We start from the raw sequence: 15,900 nt of genomic DNA, 5'->3' as shown, positions 1-15,900 counted from the left end.
GGTGGGGGGTGGGTGGTGGTCTTGGAGGCGGCTCAACCCGTTGGGTCCCTGTCTTTCGGTCTGGGCTGGGTCAGGACGGGTCGAGCAGGCCGGGGGGCGGGTCGATCACGAGCCGCCCCCCGGGGACGTCCACCTCGGGGACGATCGCCGCGACGAACGGGACCAGCCGCTCGCCGGCGGAGCCGCGTACGACCAGGAGGTCCTGGCCGTGGTGCAGGACGTCGGCGACCTCGCCGACGTCGCCGCCGTCCGCGGTGACGACGGTGAGGCCGATCAGTTCCTGGTCGTGGTAGTCGTCCGGGTCGGCGGACGGGGTGATGTCACCGGGGTCGACGACGAGCCAGGTGCCGCGGAGGCCCTCCGCGGCGTCGCGGTCGTCGATCCCGGCGAAGCGCACGAGCAGGCGTCCCGAATGCCAGCGGGCGCGCTCGATGGTGAGGGGACCGGTCGGCGCGGGATCGGTGGCGATCGTCGTGCCCGCGGCGAACCGGGACTCCGGCTCGTCCGTGCGGACATCGATGGCGACCTCACCGCGAATCCCGTGTGCCCGTCCGATCCGTCCCACCACGAGCGGTTCGCTCATCGGGACGCCACTCAGCGGACCTCGTTGACGTCGAGCAGGTCAACGCGCACATAGCGGCCCCCGGACAGGGCGCTGATCACGGTGCGCAGGGCCTTGGCGGTACGACCGCTGCGGCCGATGACCTTCCCGAGGTCCTCGGGGTGCACGCGCACCTCGAGGACCCGGCCGCCCCTGATCCGGCGGGCGCGGACCCGGACGTCGTCCGGGTTCTCCACGATCCCGCGGACCAGGTGCTCGAGCGCTTCTTCGAGCACGGTCAGCCCTCGCTCTTGGCTTCGGTGGTCTCGGCGGGCTTCGCCTCGGACTTCTTCGGCTCGGCCTTCTTCTTGCCCTTGGCCGCCGGGGCCGCGGCCGCGACGTCGCCCATCGACTCCTTGACGGCCGCCTCGAACGCGGCCTTCTTGTCGGGCTTGGGCTCGGCGACCCGGAGGGTGCCCTCGGCACCCGGCTCGCCCTTGAACTTCTGCCAGTCGCCGGTGATCTTCAGCAGGTTGAGCACGGGTTCGGTCGGCTGCGCGCCGACGCCGAGCCAGTACTGCGCCCGCTCAGAGTCGATCTTGATGAGGGACGGCTCCTGCTTGGGCTGGTAGAGCCCGATCTCCTCGATGGCGCGCCCGTCACGCTTGGTGCGGGCGTCGGCGACGACGATCCGGTACTGCGGGTTCCGGATCTTCCCCAGACGCTTGAGCTTGATCTTGACTGCCACGGGTGCGGTGTACTCCAGACTTCATTACGGGGTGGACGGGCCCGTGCCAGGTGGGGAACACCGGCTCACGGCCGTCCGATGGACTCCGGCCGCGCAGGACGAGAGAGGGCGCCTCGCGAATCCGGGTTTCCAGCAAGCCATTCTGCCAGACGATGGCGGCGAAAGCGCAATCGCACGATGCCGTGTCCGGGACATGGCTCCCCCGCCGCCGTCACCCGGCGGAACACGCGGTCACTTCTTCTTGCGGCCCTGCAGTTTGTTCAGGTCGGGCATCTGGAAACCGGGCGGAAGCTGACCGCCGCCGAGGCCCGGGGGAAGCTGGCCCCCGCCGAGGCCGGGCGGGAGCCCCTGGGGCATCCCGTCGGCGGCGGGCTGCTGGTCGTCCTGGCGGCCCTTCGCTCCGGCGGCGCGCTTGCGCGGGTCGCCGCTGCGCTGCTTGCCCTTCTTGTTCTTGGCCGCCTTCGCCTTGGCCGCCTTCTTCCGTCCACCCGCCATGCCGGGCATACCGGGAATGCCCATCCCCCCGGCCATCTGGCGCATCATCTTCTGCGCGTCGAAGAACCGGGTGACCAGGCTGTTGACCTCGCCGACGCCGACACCGGAACCGCGGGCGATACGGGCCCGCCGCGAACCATTGATGATCTTGGGCTGGGCGCGTTCCTGCGGGGTCATCGAGCGGATGATCGCGGCGATGCGGTCCAGGTCCCGGTCGTCGATGCCGCTGATCTGGTCCCGGACCTGCCCCATGCCCGGCATCATGCCGAGCAGGTTGCCGATGGGGCCGAGCTTGCGGATCATCATCATCTGCTCAAGGAAGTCCTCGAGCGTGAAGTCCTCGCCGGAGGCGAACTTCGTGGACATCCGCTCGGCCTGCTCGGCGTCGAACGCCTGCTCGGCCTGCTCGATCAGGGTGAGGATGTCGCCCATGTCGAGGATCCGGCCCGCCATGCGGTCCGGGTGGAAGACGCTGAAGTCCTCCAGCTTCTCCCCGGTCGAGGCGAACATGATCGGCCGGCCGGTGATGTGCCGCACCGACAGCGCCGCGCCGCCGCGGGCGTCGCCGTCGAGTTTGGTGAGGACGACGCCGTCGAAGCCGACCCCGTCCATGAACGCCTGAGCGGTGTTGACGGCGTCCTGGCCGACCATGGCGTCGACGACGAACAGCACGTCGTCGGGCCGGACGGCGTCGCGGATGTCGATGGCCTGCTGCATCATCTCGGCGTCGATGCCGAGGCGGCCGGCGGTGTCGATGACGACGACGTCGTGCTGGGCCTGCCGCGCGTGGTCGATCGAGCGGCGCGCGACGTCGATCGAGCGGCGCGCGACGTCGACCGGGTCGCCGACCCCGTTGCCCGGCTCGGGCGAGAACACCGCCACCCCGGCCCGCTCGCCGACGACCTCGAGCTGCTGGACGGCGTTGGGCCGCTGCAGGTCGGCGGCCACGAGCATCGGGGCGTGGCCCTCCTGCTTCAGCCAGCGGGCGAGCTTGCCTGCGAGGGTGGTCTTGCCCGCGCCCTGCAGCCCGGCGAGCATGATCACGGTGGGCGGGGTCTTGGCGAGCTTGATCCGGCGGGTCTCGCCGCCGAGGATGTTGATGAGCTCCTCGTTGACGATCTTGACGACCTGCTGCGCCGGGTTCAGCGCCTGCGAGACCTCCGCGCCCCGCGCCCGCTCCTTGATCTGCGCGATGAAGTCCTTGACCACCGGCAGCGCGACGTCGGCCTCGAGCAGCGCGATCCGGATCTCCCGGGCCGTGGCGTCGATGTCGGCCTCGGAGAGCCTGCCCTTGCTGCGCAGCGACGAGAAGACCGTCGTCAACCGGTCGGAGAGCGTCTCGAACACGTGTCTGGACCGTCCTTGGAAAGCTTCTGGGATCGCCTATCAGCGTATCGGGTCACCGGCCGAGCCCCACCCGTCTCGCCGAGCCCTTTCCGGGACCTCCCGCCCGTATCCGCCGGACACGCTGAACGTGCGGGTCAGCGCAGGGAGGTGAGAATCCCGGTCCGCACGTCGGCCAGGACGGCGGGGTCGTCGACGGGGCGGCCGGTCTCGTCCACCACGTAGAAGACGTCGACGGCCTCGGCGCCGAGGGTGTCGACCCTGGCCGCGCGGACCCGCAGGCCGCACGCGCCCAGCGCCTGCCCGATCCGCCAGAGCAGCCCGGGCCGGTCGTGGGCGCGGACCTCGACGACGGTGGCGGTGCGGGACGCGTCGTCCACGATCAGCACGCGGGGCGGCGGGACCGTCACGCCGGGCCGCACCCGGGCCGACCTGGCGCGGCGTTCGAGCAGGCCGGCCACGTCGAGCCGGTCGGCGAGCATGCGCCGCAGGTCCGCCTCCAGGCCGGCCGGGTCCGGCGGCGTCCCGAATTCGGGGACGGCGGTGAAGTCCAGGACGGCGGTCCCGCCGGAGTCCTCCGTGGCGGAGATCGTGCGGGCGGTCTTCACCGCCAGGCGGTGCAGGGCGAGGACGCCGGCCGCGCGCCACAGGAGGCCGGGGCGGTCGGGCGCGGCGATGGTGATGCGGGAGCCGGTGACGCGGACGGCGCCGCCGTCGTGGCGGACGAGGGCCAGCCGGTCGGCCCCGAGGACGGGTGCGGGCGGCGGTGTCCCGCCGGCCAGCGCGGCGGCGGAGCGGCGGGCGAGTTCGGCGACGAGCCGGGCCTTCCAGGTCCCCCAGGCGGCGGGGCCGGTGGCGTTGCCGTCGGCGATCGCGAGGGCGGCGAGCAGATCGATGATCTCGCCTTCGCGGCCGGGCACCGCGGCGACGGCGGCGGTGACGGTCCGCACGGTGACCGGGTCGTCGATGTCGCGGCGGGTGGCGGTCTCGGGGAGCAGCAGGTGGTGGCGGACGAGCGTCTCCAGCACGCTGACGTCCTCCTCGGGGAAGCCGAGGCGGGCGCCGAGGTCGCGGGCGACGACGGCGCCGCTGGTGGAGTGGTCGCCCGGCCAGCCTTTGCCGATGTCGTGCAGAAGCGCGCCCACGAGGAGCAGGTCGGGCCGGGAGACGTCACGGGTGAGGGCGGCGGCGCCCGCGGCGGCCTCCACGAGGTGGCGGTCCACGGTGAACCGGTGGACGGGGTTGCGCTGCGGGCGGTTGCGGACGCGTTCCCAGTCGGGCAGCAGCCGGACGATCAGCCCGGCCTGGTCGAGGGCCTCCCAGACGCCGATGGCGGCGGGACCGGCGCCGAGCAGGGACACGAGGGCGTCGCGGGCCTCGGCGGGCCACGGCGCCGTCGGCAGGGCCGCGTGCTCGGCGAGCCGGGAGACCGTGGCGGGGGCAAGCGGAAGGCCCGCCTGGGCAGCGGCGGCGGCGACGCGGAGAACGAGCGCGGGGTCGTCCAGGTTCGCGTTCCGCGCGAGGACGACCTCGCCCTCGTGCTCGACGGCGCCGTCCCCGACGGGACGCCGCTCCACGCCGCGCCGCTCCGCACCCCGTCGCTCACCTCCGGGCCGCGCACCGCCGATCCCCCCGCCACCGGGCCGGTCCCGCGCGACGCCGGGACGCCGGCCCTGGGCGGCGGTGAAACGGTCGACACGGCGCCACAGGTGGGAGGCCGCGTAGGTGATCGTGCGGGCGGCCTCCGCGATCGAGCGCTGCAGGACGTCCGCGTCCAGCAGGCCGAGGGCGTGCGCGACCGCCTCCTGCTCCTGCAGGACGAGCCGGTCGGTGGCCCGGCCGGTGACCTCGTGCAGCGCGTGCCGCACGTCGAGGAGCAGGTCGTGGGCGTCCCGGACCCGGCCGCCGGGGGCGGACGCGACCCAGGACGCGGCGACGGCGTGCATGACGTGGACGTCGCGGAGCCCGCCGCGCGCCTCCTTGAGATCGGGCTCAAGCAGGAAGGCCAGCTCGCCCTGCGCGTCCCAGCGCTCGCGGCACAGCGCCGACAGGTCGGCCAGCCGGACGGGCGCGTCGGCGCGCCAGTCGGCGAGGACGGCGGCGCGCAGTTCGTCGGCGAGCGCGTGGGCGCCCGCGATCCGGCGCGCCGACAGCAGCCCGAGTGCGGCCTTGAGGTCGCCGCGCGCCACGGTGCGGGCCTCGTGGACGGTGCGGACCGAGTGGTCGAGCCGCAGCCCGGAGTCCCAGACCGGGTACCAGATCCGGTCGGCGATCTCGGCGATGTCCGCCCTGCCGCGGTGCAGGAGGACGAGGTCGAGGTCGCCGCCGGGGGTCAGGTCGCGGCGGGCGTGGCCGCCGACCGCGACGAGCGCCACGTCGTCCGGGGTGCCGCAGGCCGTGAGGAGGGAGCCCAGCCAGCGGTCCAGTTCCGCGGCGCGGGAGGCCCGTGCCGCCGCGAGGGCGGCACGGGCGGTTCCCGCCCCGTCCGTCCCGGTACCGCCCGGTTCGGCCGGGCGGTCTCCGGGACGCGGGGTGGCGAGGGTCACCGGGACGCCTACAGGGCTTCCGGCCCGGTCTCGCCGGTGCGGACCCGGACGACCGTGTCGACGGGGACGGCCCAGACCTTGCCGTCGCCGATCTTGTCGGTGCGGGCCGCCTTGACGATCACGTCGATGATGTCGTCGGCGTCCGCGGAGTCGACGAGGACCTCGACCCGCAGCTTGGGCACCAGGTCGACCTGGTACTCGGCACCGCGGTACACCTCGGTGTGGCCCTTCTGCCGGCCGTAGCCGCTGGCCTCGCTGACCGTGAGGCCCTTGACGCCGAAGGTCTCCAGCGCCTTCTTGACCTCGTCCAGCTTGAACGGCTTGATGACCGCCGTGATGAGCTTCATCCCTACGCCTCCACCTTCTTGGCCGCGCCCTCGGGCTTGCCCGCGTCCCCGCTGACCGGGGCGGGCGCCGCCAGCGTCGCACCGGAACCGCCGCCCGCCCGGATGGTGCCGAAGTCGTAGGCGGTCTCGGCGTGGGCCGTGCTGTCCAGGCCCGCCGCCTCGTCGTCCTCGCTGACCCGGAAGCCCATCACCAGGTCGATGATCTTGGCGATCAGGTAGGTCGCCACGAACGAGTAGGCGAGGGTCGCCAGGACCGCCACCGCCTGCTTGCCGAGCAGCGACAGGCCGCCGCCCGCGAACAGGCCGTCGGCGCCGCCGTCGTTGACGGCCGTGGTCGCCAGGAACCCGATGAGCAGCGCGCCGACGATTCCGCCGACCATGTGGACGCCGACCACGTCCAGCGCGTCGTCGTAGCCGAGCTTGTACTTGAGGCTGACCGCGAACGCGCAGACGGCACCGGCGACGAGGCCGATGGCGATGGCCCCGAGCGGGGTCACGAACGCGCAGGCCGGGGTGATCGCGACGAGCCCGGCGACGATGCCGGACGCGAGGCCGAGCGTGGTGGACGAGCCGTCCCGCAGCTTCTCCACGACGATCCAGGCGAACGCGGCGGCACAGGTCGCGGCGATCGTGTTGATGAACGAGAGGCCGGCGATCTCGTCGGCCGCCCCGGCCGAGCCGGCGTTGAACCCGAACCAGCCGAACCACAGCAGCCCGGCGCCGAGCAGGACGAACGGCAGGTTGTGCGGGCGCATCGGCTCCTTCGGCCAGCCCCTGCGCTTGCCGAGGACGAGTACCAGGGCGAGCGCCGCGACACCCGCGTTGATGTGGACGACGGTGCCGCCCGCGAAGTCGAGTGCGCCGAGCTCGAAGATCCAGCCGGCCTTGCCGCCCTCCTCGCCGTCCGACCACCAGACCCAGTGCGCGATCGGGAAGTACACGAGCGTCGCCCAGACCGCGGTGAACACGACCCAGGCCCCGAACTTGGCACGGTCCGCCACGGCGCCGCTGATGAGTGCGACGGTGATGATGGCGAACGTGGCCTGGAAGGCCACGAACACCAGCTGCGGGATGCCGGTCCCGTCGTCGGCGGTGGCCGCCGTCTCCAGGCCGACCAGCCCCCACTCGCTGAACCCGCCGACGAAGGAGCTGAGCCCGCCGCCCGACGTGAAGGCCATGGACCAGCCGTAGGCGACCCACACCATGCCGACGACGGCGATGCTGACGAAGCTCATCATCATCATGTTGAGCACGCTCTTGGCCCGGCTCATGCCTCCGTAGAAGAAGGCCAGGCCCGGTGTCATCAACAGAACGAGCGCCGCGCTCGTCAGGATCCACGCGGTGTTACCGCTATCGATCTTCATCTCTGAGAGGGTCCCTCCTCGCCAGGGAACATGACTGCTCAGAGACTCTGGCGCGGCCGTTTCACCCGATCGGCTCCTACGTTTCCGCGGTGTGAAAACCGGCCTTGGCGTGTTTCGCCGGTGTTTCTAAATCCTCACATAGCGCATTTTCGGCAAATGTCAGTCGCCCAGGATCGCGTCCACGAACGCCTCCGGCTCGAAAGGCGCGAGATCGTCGGGGCCCTCCCCGAGCCCGACGAGCTTCACCGGCACGCCCAGCTCCCGCTGCACCTGGACGACGATGCCGCCCTTCGCGGTGCCGTCCAGCTTGGTCAGCACCACGCCGGTGACGTTGACGACCTCGGCGAACACGCGGGCCTGCTGCATGCCGTTCTGCCCGGTCGTGGCGTCCAGGACGAGCAGGACCTCGTCGACCGTGGCCTGCTTCTCCACGACGCGCTTGACCTTGCCCAGCTCGTCCATCAGCCCGGTCTTGGTGTGCAGCCGCCCGGCGGTGTCGACGATCACCACGTTGACCTTGCTGTCGATGCCCTGCTTGACCGCGTCGAACGCGACGCTCGCGGGGTCGGCGCCCTCCTCCTTCCGGACGACCTGCGCCCCCACCCGGCTCGCCCAGGTCTCCAGCTGGTCCGCCGCGGCGGCGCGGAAAGTGTCCGCCGCGCCCAGCAGCACGGTCTTGCCGTCCCCGACGAGGACGCGGCCGAGCTTGCCGCAGGTCGTGGTCTTCCCCGTGCCGTTGACGCCGACGACCAGCAGGACCGCGGGACGGTCCCCGGCCGTCTCCGTCTTCAGGGACCGGTCCAGGTCCGGGCCGATCTGCTTGACCAGCTCCTGCTTGAGCAGTTCCCGGACATCGCCCACCTCGCGGGTGCCGAGCACCTGCACCCGCGTCCGCAGGTCATCGGTGATCTGCCGGGCGACGGCCGCGCCCATGTCCGCGGTGATCAGGGTGTCCTCGATCTCCTCCCAGGCGTCCTCGTCGAGCGTCTCGCGCGACAGGAGCACGAGAAGGGTCTTGCCGAACGTGTTCTGGGAGCGGGCGAGCCGGGCGCGCAGCCGCACCAGCCGGCCCGCGCCGGGCGGCGGCTTCTCGATCTCGACCGTGGGCCGCGGCGGCGGAACCTCCGTCGGCGGCGCCCGCTCGATCGTGGGCGCGCCGGCCTCCTCTTCCTCGGCGACGGTCGCGCCGCCCGCCCGCTCAGCGGGACGTTCGGCGGGCGGACGCGGCCTTCCACGACGGGGCCGCAGCAGCACGACGCCCCCGACGATCAAAGCGACGGCGGCCAGCGCGGCGATAACGATCAGATATTCCATAGCGCCCCCAGTTTTGCAGAGTGTGTCTTCCAGGCGGGCGACCCCCTGGAACCCCCGTTGCTAGCCCAGGGGGGCGACCCCCTGGAACCCCCGTCTCGCACGGTGCCAGCCCAGGGGGCGACCCCCTGGAACCCCCGTTACGGACGGCGAACCGTTTCCCGATCCGCTCCGCGTCTCGTGAAACGGCTCGCCGTGCGGCGGGTCGTGCGGCCTCCGGTCGCAGAGCGACCTCCGGCCGCACGACCCGTGGTCCCGGCTGAGGTCGTCTCCAAGAGAACAAGGAGTTGACCCGGCCAAAACCATAGAACCCGTTCCGATGCGGTCGAACCTCACACCGATGCGGTCCGAGTGGGATGGCGATTGCGGCTAGGACCGGGGCGTTGGCGGGTTGCTCGTCATGGTGTTGGCCAGGGGACGGGGGTTGAAACGCGGTCCGCGTTCTCCCACTCGTCGACGTTGCGCAGGAGGGCCTCCAGGTAGGAGCGTAGGTGGGTGCGGTAGACGTCGCTGTAGGTGCGCAGGTAGGCGATCTCGCGTTCCATCGCGCGGCGCTGGTCGTCCGGTTCGGCGGGCGGCGGTGCCTGTTCCCGGACGGCGGCGTCCGCCACCGCGGCGGCCTTGCGGTGGGCGTCCTCCAGCATGTGCTCGGCGCGGCCCTTGGCGTCGGACAGGATCGCCTCCCGCTGCAGCCTGGCCTCGTGGGCCACTTCGCGGGTGTAGCGCTCGGCGTCCGCCACGTACAGGTCGGCGGTCTGCTGGGCCTGCGACAGGATCCGGACGGCCTGGAAGTGGGCGTCCTCGGGCGCCATGACGCCGGGGCCGCCCTTGGCCGCCTGGGCGCGCAGCCTGTTGACCTCCTCGGCGAGGGCCGTCTTCTCGGTGAAGATCTGGACGAGTTGCCGCTCGACGTAGGCCAGGAAGTTGCGGACCTGTTCCTCGTCGTATCCGCGGCGGCCGAGGGCGGCCCGGGCGAAGACCACCGACCGCAGTTCGCCCGGGGTCAGCCGCGCGCCCTCGGAGACGACGGGAAGGTTCGGGGAGTTCAACGCGCTCACCTCTGTGCCTCTGCGAAGGTTTCCAGCCGGATGCGGTCCCGCGGCACGCCGAGCCGCACCAGCTGTTCGACCGTGTGCCCGACCATCGCGGACGGCCCGCACACGTAGGCGTCGCGGCCGTCCCAGGGGCCGTGCCCGGCCACGATGTCGGACAGGTTTCCGTGCTCGACGTCACCGTCGCCCGCCCCGCCCCCGGACTGGAGGAATGTGGTGAAGCCGTGGCCGCCGGACTCGTCCGACACCGCGGGCACGACGGTGAGCCAGCGGAACTCGCCGGCCAGTTTGGTCAGGTCCTCCAGGTCGTACAGGCCGTCCCTGGTGCGGGCACCGAAGAACAGGTGCACGCGCGGCGGGTCGGAGCGGCGCGAGATCTGCTCCAGGATCGCCTTGAGCGGGGCCAGGCCGGTGCTGCCCGCGACGAGCAGGACGTCCCTGCCGGACGACTCGTCGAGGGTGAGCGTGCCGACCGGGGCGCCCATCCGGACCCGGTCGCCGGGCTCGGTGCCCCGCACCAGGACGGGGCTCACCGGGCCGCCGTCCACGAGCCGGACGTGGAAGTCCACGGTGTGGTCGGGGCGGGGGGCGTTCGCCATCGAGTAGTACCGCCAGTGCCGCAGCCGGGACGGCACCTCCAGCGCGACCGACTGGCCGGGCCGGTAGGGCAGCGGCCGGTCCGGCTGGACGCGCAGGACGCAGATGTCGAATCGGCGCCGCTCGACCGCGATGACCTGGCCGTTCCACCAGGCGGGGCTGTTCAGCGCGTCCTCGTCGGCGGCTTCGAGCATGACCTTGGCGACGAGGCTGTAGGCGGCGTTCCAGTCGCTCTCGACGTCGTCGGTCCAGTCGGAGCCGCTGAAGTGCCGCAGGGTGGCGATGAGGCTGGCGCCGACGTGCGGGTAGTGCTCGGAGACGATGCCGAACCTGCGGTGGTCGCGGCCGAGCTGCTGGAGGAACGGGACGAGGGCGGGCAGGTCGTCCGCCCGGGAGACGATGTGCCCGAGGGCGCGCAGCAGCTTGTCGCGCTGCCCGCGCATGCCGATCGGGAACATGTCGCGCAGATGGGGGTTGCGGACGAAGAGGTCGGAGTAGAAGAACAGGGCGACCGCGTCCCCCTGCTCGGCGACCTGGTCGAAGCTGGCCTTCAGGCGTTGGGCGTCCATGTCGGATCAGGAGACGGCCACGGCCTCCGTCATGACCTTCGCGACGAGGCCGTAGGCGGCCGTCCAGTCGCGTTCGAGGTCCTCGTTCCACTCGGGGCCGCTGAAGTGGGCGAGGGTGGCCAGGAGGCTGGCGCCCACCGGGGCGTAGTGGTCACCGGCGACGCCGAAGCCGTGGTGCCGCCGGCCGAGGTCCTGCAGGAACGGGACGAGCGCGTCGGGGTCGTCGACCGACGAGACGATCTGGGAGAGCGCGGCGAGCAGGACCTCGTGCTGCTTCGACATCGCCGACGGGAACATCGACCTCAGCCCCGGTTCGCGCGCGAAAAGATCGGCGTAGAAATACTCGGCGACGTCGACGCCGTTCGCGCCGACCAGGGCGAAATTCTCCTGGATTTTCTGGGGGTCCATGCGCATCACCTTCCGCATTCTCCGTACCGAACGGTGTTCGCTCAGTGGGGAAGCCGGAGAACCACGGTGCATATGCGTAGTGGATGGTCCCGACCCGCACAAGCCCGCCAGCGTCGCCAAGGAGTCACGGTCAGTGCATGCCGCCTAGGCCCCCACCCGACAACCGGCGAAAATACACTGTGATCAGGAAGTTATTGGACCGGAAGAAAAGTCGAGCACCCCATCACACCCCTGTCTGAAATGCGAACAGTGGGGTATTGTAACGCTCCAAAGAAGGGTCGACCGATATTGCGGCTATATGAAATTTACGCGCACCGGCCCCAGCCACCGGCGCAACCCCGCAACGACCCCAGCGCCTGTGATCGCGTCCGAAGGCTGGTTCCGAGCCTGCGAGGAACCTGATCGCGCAGCGAGCCCCTGGGCGAGCCGGAGCGATGCAGCGATCGCGCGCAGTGCCCGCCGAAGGGAAGGCGCTCTGGCGCCTGACCGTCAAGGGCAATGCAATGAACAATGCAATGAACTACGCCCTCAGTCGTTGGCTGACGACCTGGGTGACGCCGTCGTTGCGCATGCTGACGCCGTAGAGGGCGTCGGCGCCCTCCATGGTGCGCTTCTGGTGGGTGATCACGATCAGCTGGGACGCCTCGCGCAGTTCCTCGAAGACGGTGAGGAGCCGCTGCGTGTTGGTGTCGTCCAGCGCGGCTTCGACCTCGTCCAGGACGTAGAACGGCGACGGGCGGGCTTTGAAGACGGCGACGAGGAACGCGATCGCGACCAGGGAGCGCTCGCCGCCCGACAGCAGCGACAGCCGCTTGACCTTTTTGCCGGGCGGGCGGGCGGAGACCTCGACGCCGGTCGCGAGCATGTCGTCGGGCTCGGTCAGCGACAGGCTGCCCTCCCCGCCGGGGAACAGCCGGGCGAAGATGCGCTCGAACTCGCGGGCGGTGTCGTCGTAGGCGGCGCCGAAGACCTCCTGGACGCGGTCGTCCACCTCCTTGACGAGGCCGAGCAGCTCGCGCTGGGTCTTCTTCAGGTCCTCAAGCTGCGAGGTGAGGAACGCGTGCCGTTCCTCCAGCGCGGCGAACTCCTCCAGGGCGAGCGGGTTCACCTTGCCGAGCTGGTTGAGCTGCCGTTCGGCGGTCCTGGCGCGCTTCTCCTGGACGGCCCGGTCGTACGGGGCGGGCTGAGCGTCCTCCCCCTTGTCCGGGTCGGGCGGCACGGGCTGGTCGGGCCCGTACTCCGACACGAGCGACTCGACCTCCAGGCCGAACTCGTCCAGGGCCCGCTGCTCGTACTGCTCCAGCCGGAGGCGCTGCTCAGCGCGGGCGACCTCGTTGCCGTGGACGACGTTGACGAGGCGTTCGAGTGTCGCCGACAGCTCGCGGACCTGGGTGCGGACGACCTTCAGCTCGGCCTCGCGGGCGGCCTTGGCCTGTTCGGCGGCCTCCCGCCGGCGGACGGCCGCCGCCAGGGAGTGCTCGATGCGCTCCAGGGCCGTCCTGGCGCCCCGGTGGACGGCCTTGGCGACCTTGGCCTGCTCCTCGCGGCGGGCGCGGCGCCGGGCGGCGCGGGCGCGTTCCTCGCGTTCGCGGTGGGCGCCGCGTTCGAGGGCGTCGGCGCGTCCGGCGATGGCCTGGACGCGCTCCTCGGCGGTGCGGACCGTCAGCCGCGCCTCCATCTCGGCGGCGCGGAGTTCCTGGCAGCGGGCGCTGAGCTCCTCGCGGGCCTCCGTGTCGTGGCCCGCCTCTTCGGCGACCTCCGCGGCCTCCTCCGACTCGGCGAGCCGCATCGCGAGTTCCTCGGCCGCCTCGGTATCGCGTTCCAGGGACTCGTTCGCCGCGTCGAGGGCCTTGGTGAGCCGCTCCGCCTCACCCCGGGCGGCGCGGGCGTCGGCCTCCAGGCGGGCGGCGCGCTGGGCCTCCCGGGCGGCCTGCGCGTCGAACTCGCGCAAGCGCGCGCGGACCCGGTCGAGTTCCGCCTGTGCCTGATTGACCCCTGACTGCGCCTCGTTGGCAGCGGACTCGGCGGCCTCCACCGCCGTCTGGGCCGCCTGCTCACGCTCCACCGAGGCCGTGAGGTCGCCCGCCGCGACTCCGGCCGCCGTCTCGGCCGCGGCCAGGTCCTCGGTGGCCTCGTCCAGCGTCGCGCGCATCTGCAGAAGGCTCTGCGCTCCGCCCGCTGCGCCGCCTTGCGCCCAGTGCGCACCGACGAGGTCGCCATCACGGGTGACGGCGCGCAGTGACGGTTCCCCGCGGACCAAGGCGGCGGCGGACGGAACGTCGTCCACGACGGCCACATCACGCAAGAGGTGCTCGATGGCGGGACGCACGCCGTCAGGCACGGTGACGGCGTCGACCGCGTAGTCGACGCCGGGGAGCCGGCCGGACGCGACGGCCGCTCCCCCGCCGACGAGCAGCCCGGCCCGTCCGGAGTCGCGGGAGCGCAGCAGCGCCAGCGCGGCCTCGGCCGTGTCCAGGGAGCCGACCGCGATGGCCTCGGCCGCGTTGCCGAGCGCGGCGGCGATCGCCGTCTCGTAGCCGGGCCGGACGTTCAGCAGCGACGCGACCGTGCCGAGGACGCCGTCGAGCGCGCCGTCCGCGCCCGCGGCCAGCAGCGTCTCCCCGCCGTCGGCGGCACTGGCCAGCGTCAGGCCGAGGGCCTCGATGCGGGCCTGCAGCGCCGCGACCTTCTTCTGCGCGGCCTGGTCCGCCGACCTCGCCGACCCCACGGCCGAGCGCGCCTCCTTGAGTGCGCGGCGCGGGGCGTCCAGCGCCGCGCGCGCCGACTCGGCGGCGTCCTTGGCCGTGCCGAGCGCCTCCTGGGCCGCCTCGTGCTCGGCGGCGAGTTCCGGATCCGCCACGACCTCGGCCTCGAACGCCTCGAACTCGGCCTGCGCGGACTCGGCGCGCTGCTCGGCCTCCGCGCGCGCCTCGGTGAGCCGCCCGATCTCCGACCGTCCGGCGGCGGCCTTGCTGCGCAGCGCCTCGACGCGGCCGCGCAGCCGGGCCAGTTCCTCGCGCCGGTCGGCGGCGGCGCGGGCGGCGGCCTGCAGCCGCCGTTCCTCGGCGGCCAGCGCCTCCTCGGCGCCGGACCGCTCCTCGACGGCCGTGGAGAGCCCTTCCTGCGCCTCCTCCAGCGCCGCCCGGAGCATCTCCTCCTGCTCGCGGATCTCCGCGGCCTCGCGCTCCATGTCCTCGGGATCGCGGCCGCGACGTTCTTCTTCTCGCGCCTCGGCGGCGTTGCGGTGGCGCTCGGCCGCGAGGTCGGCGACGCCCCGCAGCCGCTCCTTCAGCGCCGACAGCCGGAACCAGGTGTCCTGCACCTGCGCGAGCCTGGGCGCCTGCTCGGCCTCCTCGGCCTCCAGGACGCGCTCCCGCTCCTGCGCCTCGTTCAGCGCCCGCTCGGTCTCGGTGCGGCGTTCCCGGATCGCGGCCTCGTCCGCGGCCTCCTGCTCCAGCCTGGTCCGCAGCGTGACCAGGTCGTCGGCCAGCAGCCGCAGCCGGGCGTCGCGCAGGTCGGCCTGGATGACGGCGGCCCTGCGGGCGATCTCGGCCTGCTTGCCGAGCGGCTTCAGCTGCCGCCGCAGTTCACCGGTGAGGTCCTGGACGCGGGTCAGGTTCCCCTGCATCGCGTCGAGCTTGCGGAGCGCCTTCTCCTTGCGCTTGCGGTGCTTCAGGACGCCGGCCGCCTCCTCGATCACCGCGCGGCGTCCCTCCGGGCCCGAGTGCAGGACGCGGTCGAGCTGCCCCTGCCCGATGATGACGTGCATCTCGCGGCCGATGCCGGAGTCGGACAGCAGCTCCTGGATGTCCAGCAGCCGGCACGGGTCGCCGTTGATCGCGTACTCGCTGCTGCCCGACCGGAACATGAGCCGGCTGATCGTGACCTCGGTGTAGTCGATCGGGAGGGCGCCGTCGGTGTTGTCGATCGTCAGCACGACCTCCGCGCGGCCGAGCGGCGCCCGGTTGGCGGTCCCGGCGAAGATGACGTCCTCCATCTTGCCGCCGCGCAGCGACTTGGCGCCCTGCTCCCCCATGACCCAGGCCAGGGCGTCCACGACGTTGGACTTGCCCGAGCCGTTCGGCCCGACGACGGCGGTGATGCCCGGCTCGAACTTCAGCGTGGTGGACGACGCGAAGGACTTGAAGCCGCGCAGCGTCAGATTCTTCAAGTACACGCGCTCGCCGTCCTCCTGCAATGTCCGTCGGCACCGCCGCGGCCACCGGCGCGGCTCCGGCGCGCCGCCCCTGCCCGCGGCCCTGCCAGGCGCATCGACATCCGGGACGGGGACCGGCCACGCCGTGTTCGTTATACCTCGGCCACGGCCGGCCCGCGGTCGGGACGCGCGGGCGGCACCCCGGATTCGGGTCACGACGGCCACGGACCACCGGATGCCCCAAATCCGGACAATCGCTACATATGCCACCAATTTCGGACAGGGCTAATGCGGACCAAGGTTTGCCCGAATCCTGACCGTCCCGCACACACCAGCCCGAGCGTAACACTGCCGACTGCTCCGGCTCCCGACTTCACCGTCACGCACGGTGGCAATGGGACTGGCCACGCCGGGCGAAACCG

The 15,900-nt window shown here is 72.3% G+C and carries 12 protein-coding genes; all 12 read right to left on the bottom strand.

Going from position 1 to position 15,900, the window contains the following annotated elements:
• Window positions 1-70: 70 nt before the first annotated feature.
• Entirely contained in the window at window positions 71-583 is a 513-nt protein-coding gene (gene rimM / locus E1289_RS19340; protein ID WP_131982074.1) for a ribosome maturation factor RimM, read from the bottom strand.
• An 11-nt stretch (window positions 584-594) separates the two neighbouring features.
• On the bottom strand, window positions 595-837 hold the full coding sequence (locus E1289_RS19335; RefSeq protein WP_021598307.1) for an RNA-binding protein: 243 nt from the start codon (window positions 835-837) through the stop codon (window positions 595-597).
• 2 nt (window positions 838-839) lie between these two features.
• Complete coding sequence (rpsP, locus tag E1289_RS19330) at window positions 840-1,289, bottom strand: 30S ribosomal protein S16 (RefSeq protein ID WP_131982072.1); 450 nt, start codon at window positions 1,287-1,289, stop codon at window positions 840-842.
• A gap of 231 nt (window positions 1,290-1,520) precedes the next feature.
• On the bottom strand, window positions 1,521-3,131 hold the full coding sequence (gene ffh / locus E1289_RS19325; protein WP_131982070.1) for a signal recognition particle protein: 1,611 nt from the start codon (window positions 3,129-3,131) through the stop codon (window positions 1,521-1,523).
• Between the two features lie 134 nt (window positions 3,132-3,265).
• On the bottom strand, window positions 3,266-5,674 hold the full coding sequence (locus E1289_RS19320) for a [protein-PII] uridylyltransferase (RefSeq protein ID WP_131982068.1): 2,409 nt from the start codon (window positions 5,672-5,674) through the stop codon (window positions 3,266-3,268).
• Between the two features lie 8 nt (window positions 5,675-5,682).
• Entirely contained in the window at window positions 5,683-6,021 is a 339-nt protein-coding gene (locus tag E1289_RS19315) for a P-II family nitrogen regulator (RefSeq protein WP_131982066.1), read from the bottom strand.
• A gap of 2 nt (window positions 6,022-6,023) precedes the next feature.
• The gene (locus E1289_RS19310; RefSeq protein WP_279487356.1) at window positions 6,024-7,385 is read right to left on the bottom strand and encodes an ammonium transporter; all 1,362 of its coding nucleotides are present in this window, start codon (window positions 7,383-7,385) and stop codon (window positions 6,024-6,026) included.
• A 159-nt stretch (window positions 7,386-7,544) separates the two neighbouring features.
• Window positions 7,545-8,699: a signal recognition particle-docking protein FtsY gene (ftsY, locus tag E1289_RS19305; protein WP_131982064.1), complete on the bottom strand. Its 1,155-nt coding sequence runs from the start codon at window positions 8,697-8,699 to the stop codon at window positions 7,545-7,547.
• 395 nt (window positions 8,700-9,094) lie between these two features.
• Window positions 9,095-9,745, bottom strand: coding sequence for a DivIVA domain-containing protein (locus E1289_RS19300; protein WP_165970540.1), 651 nt, complete (start codon window positions 9,743-9,745; stop codon window positions 9,095-9,097).
• A 5-nt stretch (window positions 9,746-9,750) separates the two neighbouring features.
• Window positions 9,751-10,914 carry a globin domain-containing protein gene (locus tag E1289_RS19295; RefSeq protein ID WP_131982060.1) on the bottom strand — a complete coding sequence of 388 codons (1,164 nt, stop codon included), beginning with the start codon at window positions 10,912-10,914 and terminating at the stop codon, window positions 9,751-9,753.
• A 6-nt stretch (window positions 10,915-10,920) separates the two neighbouring features.
• Window positions 10,921-11,322, bottom strand: a complete 402-nt coding sequence (locus tag E1289_RS19290; RefSeq protein WP_165970539.1) for a globin domain-containing protein — start codon at window positions 11,320-11,322, stop codon at window positions 10,921-10,923.
• A gap of 520 nt (window positions 11,323-11,842) precedes the next feature.
• Entirely contained in the window at window positions 11,843-15,499 is a 3,657-nt protein-coding gene (gene smc, locus E1289_RS19285; protein WP_131982056.1) for a chromosome segregation protein SMC, read from the bottom strand.
• Between the last annotated feature and the right edge of the window lie 401 nt (window positions 15,500-15,900).

It is taken from the genome of Actinomadura sp. 6K520 (genome assembly GCF_004349245.1).
Taxonomy (GTDB): domain Bacteria; phylum Actinomycetota; class Actinomycetes; order Streptosporangiales; family Streptosporangiaceae; genus Spirillospora.
This window is presented reverse-complemented; position numbering and strand designations above follow the sequence as displayed.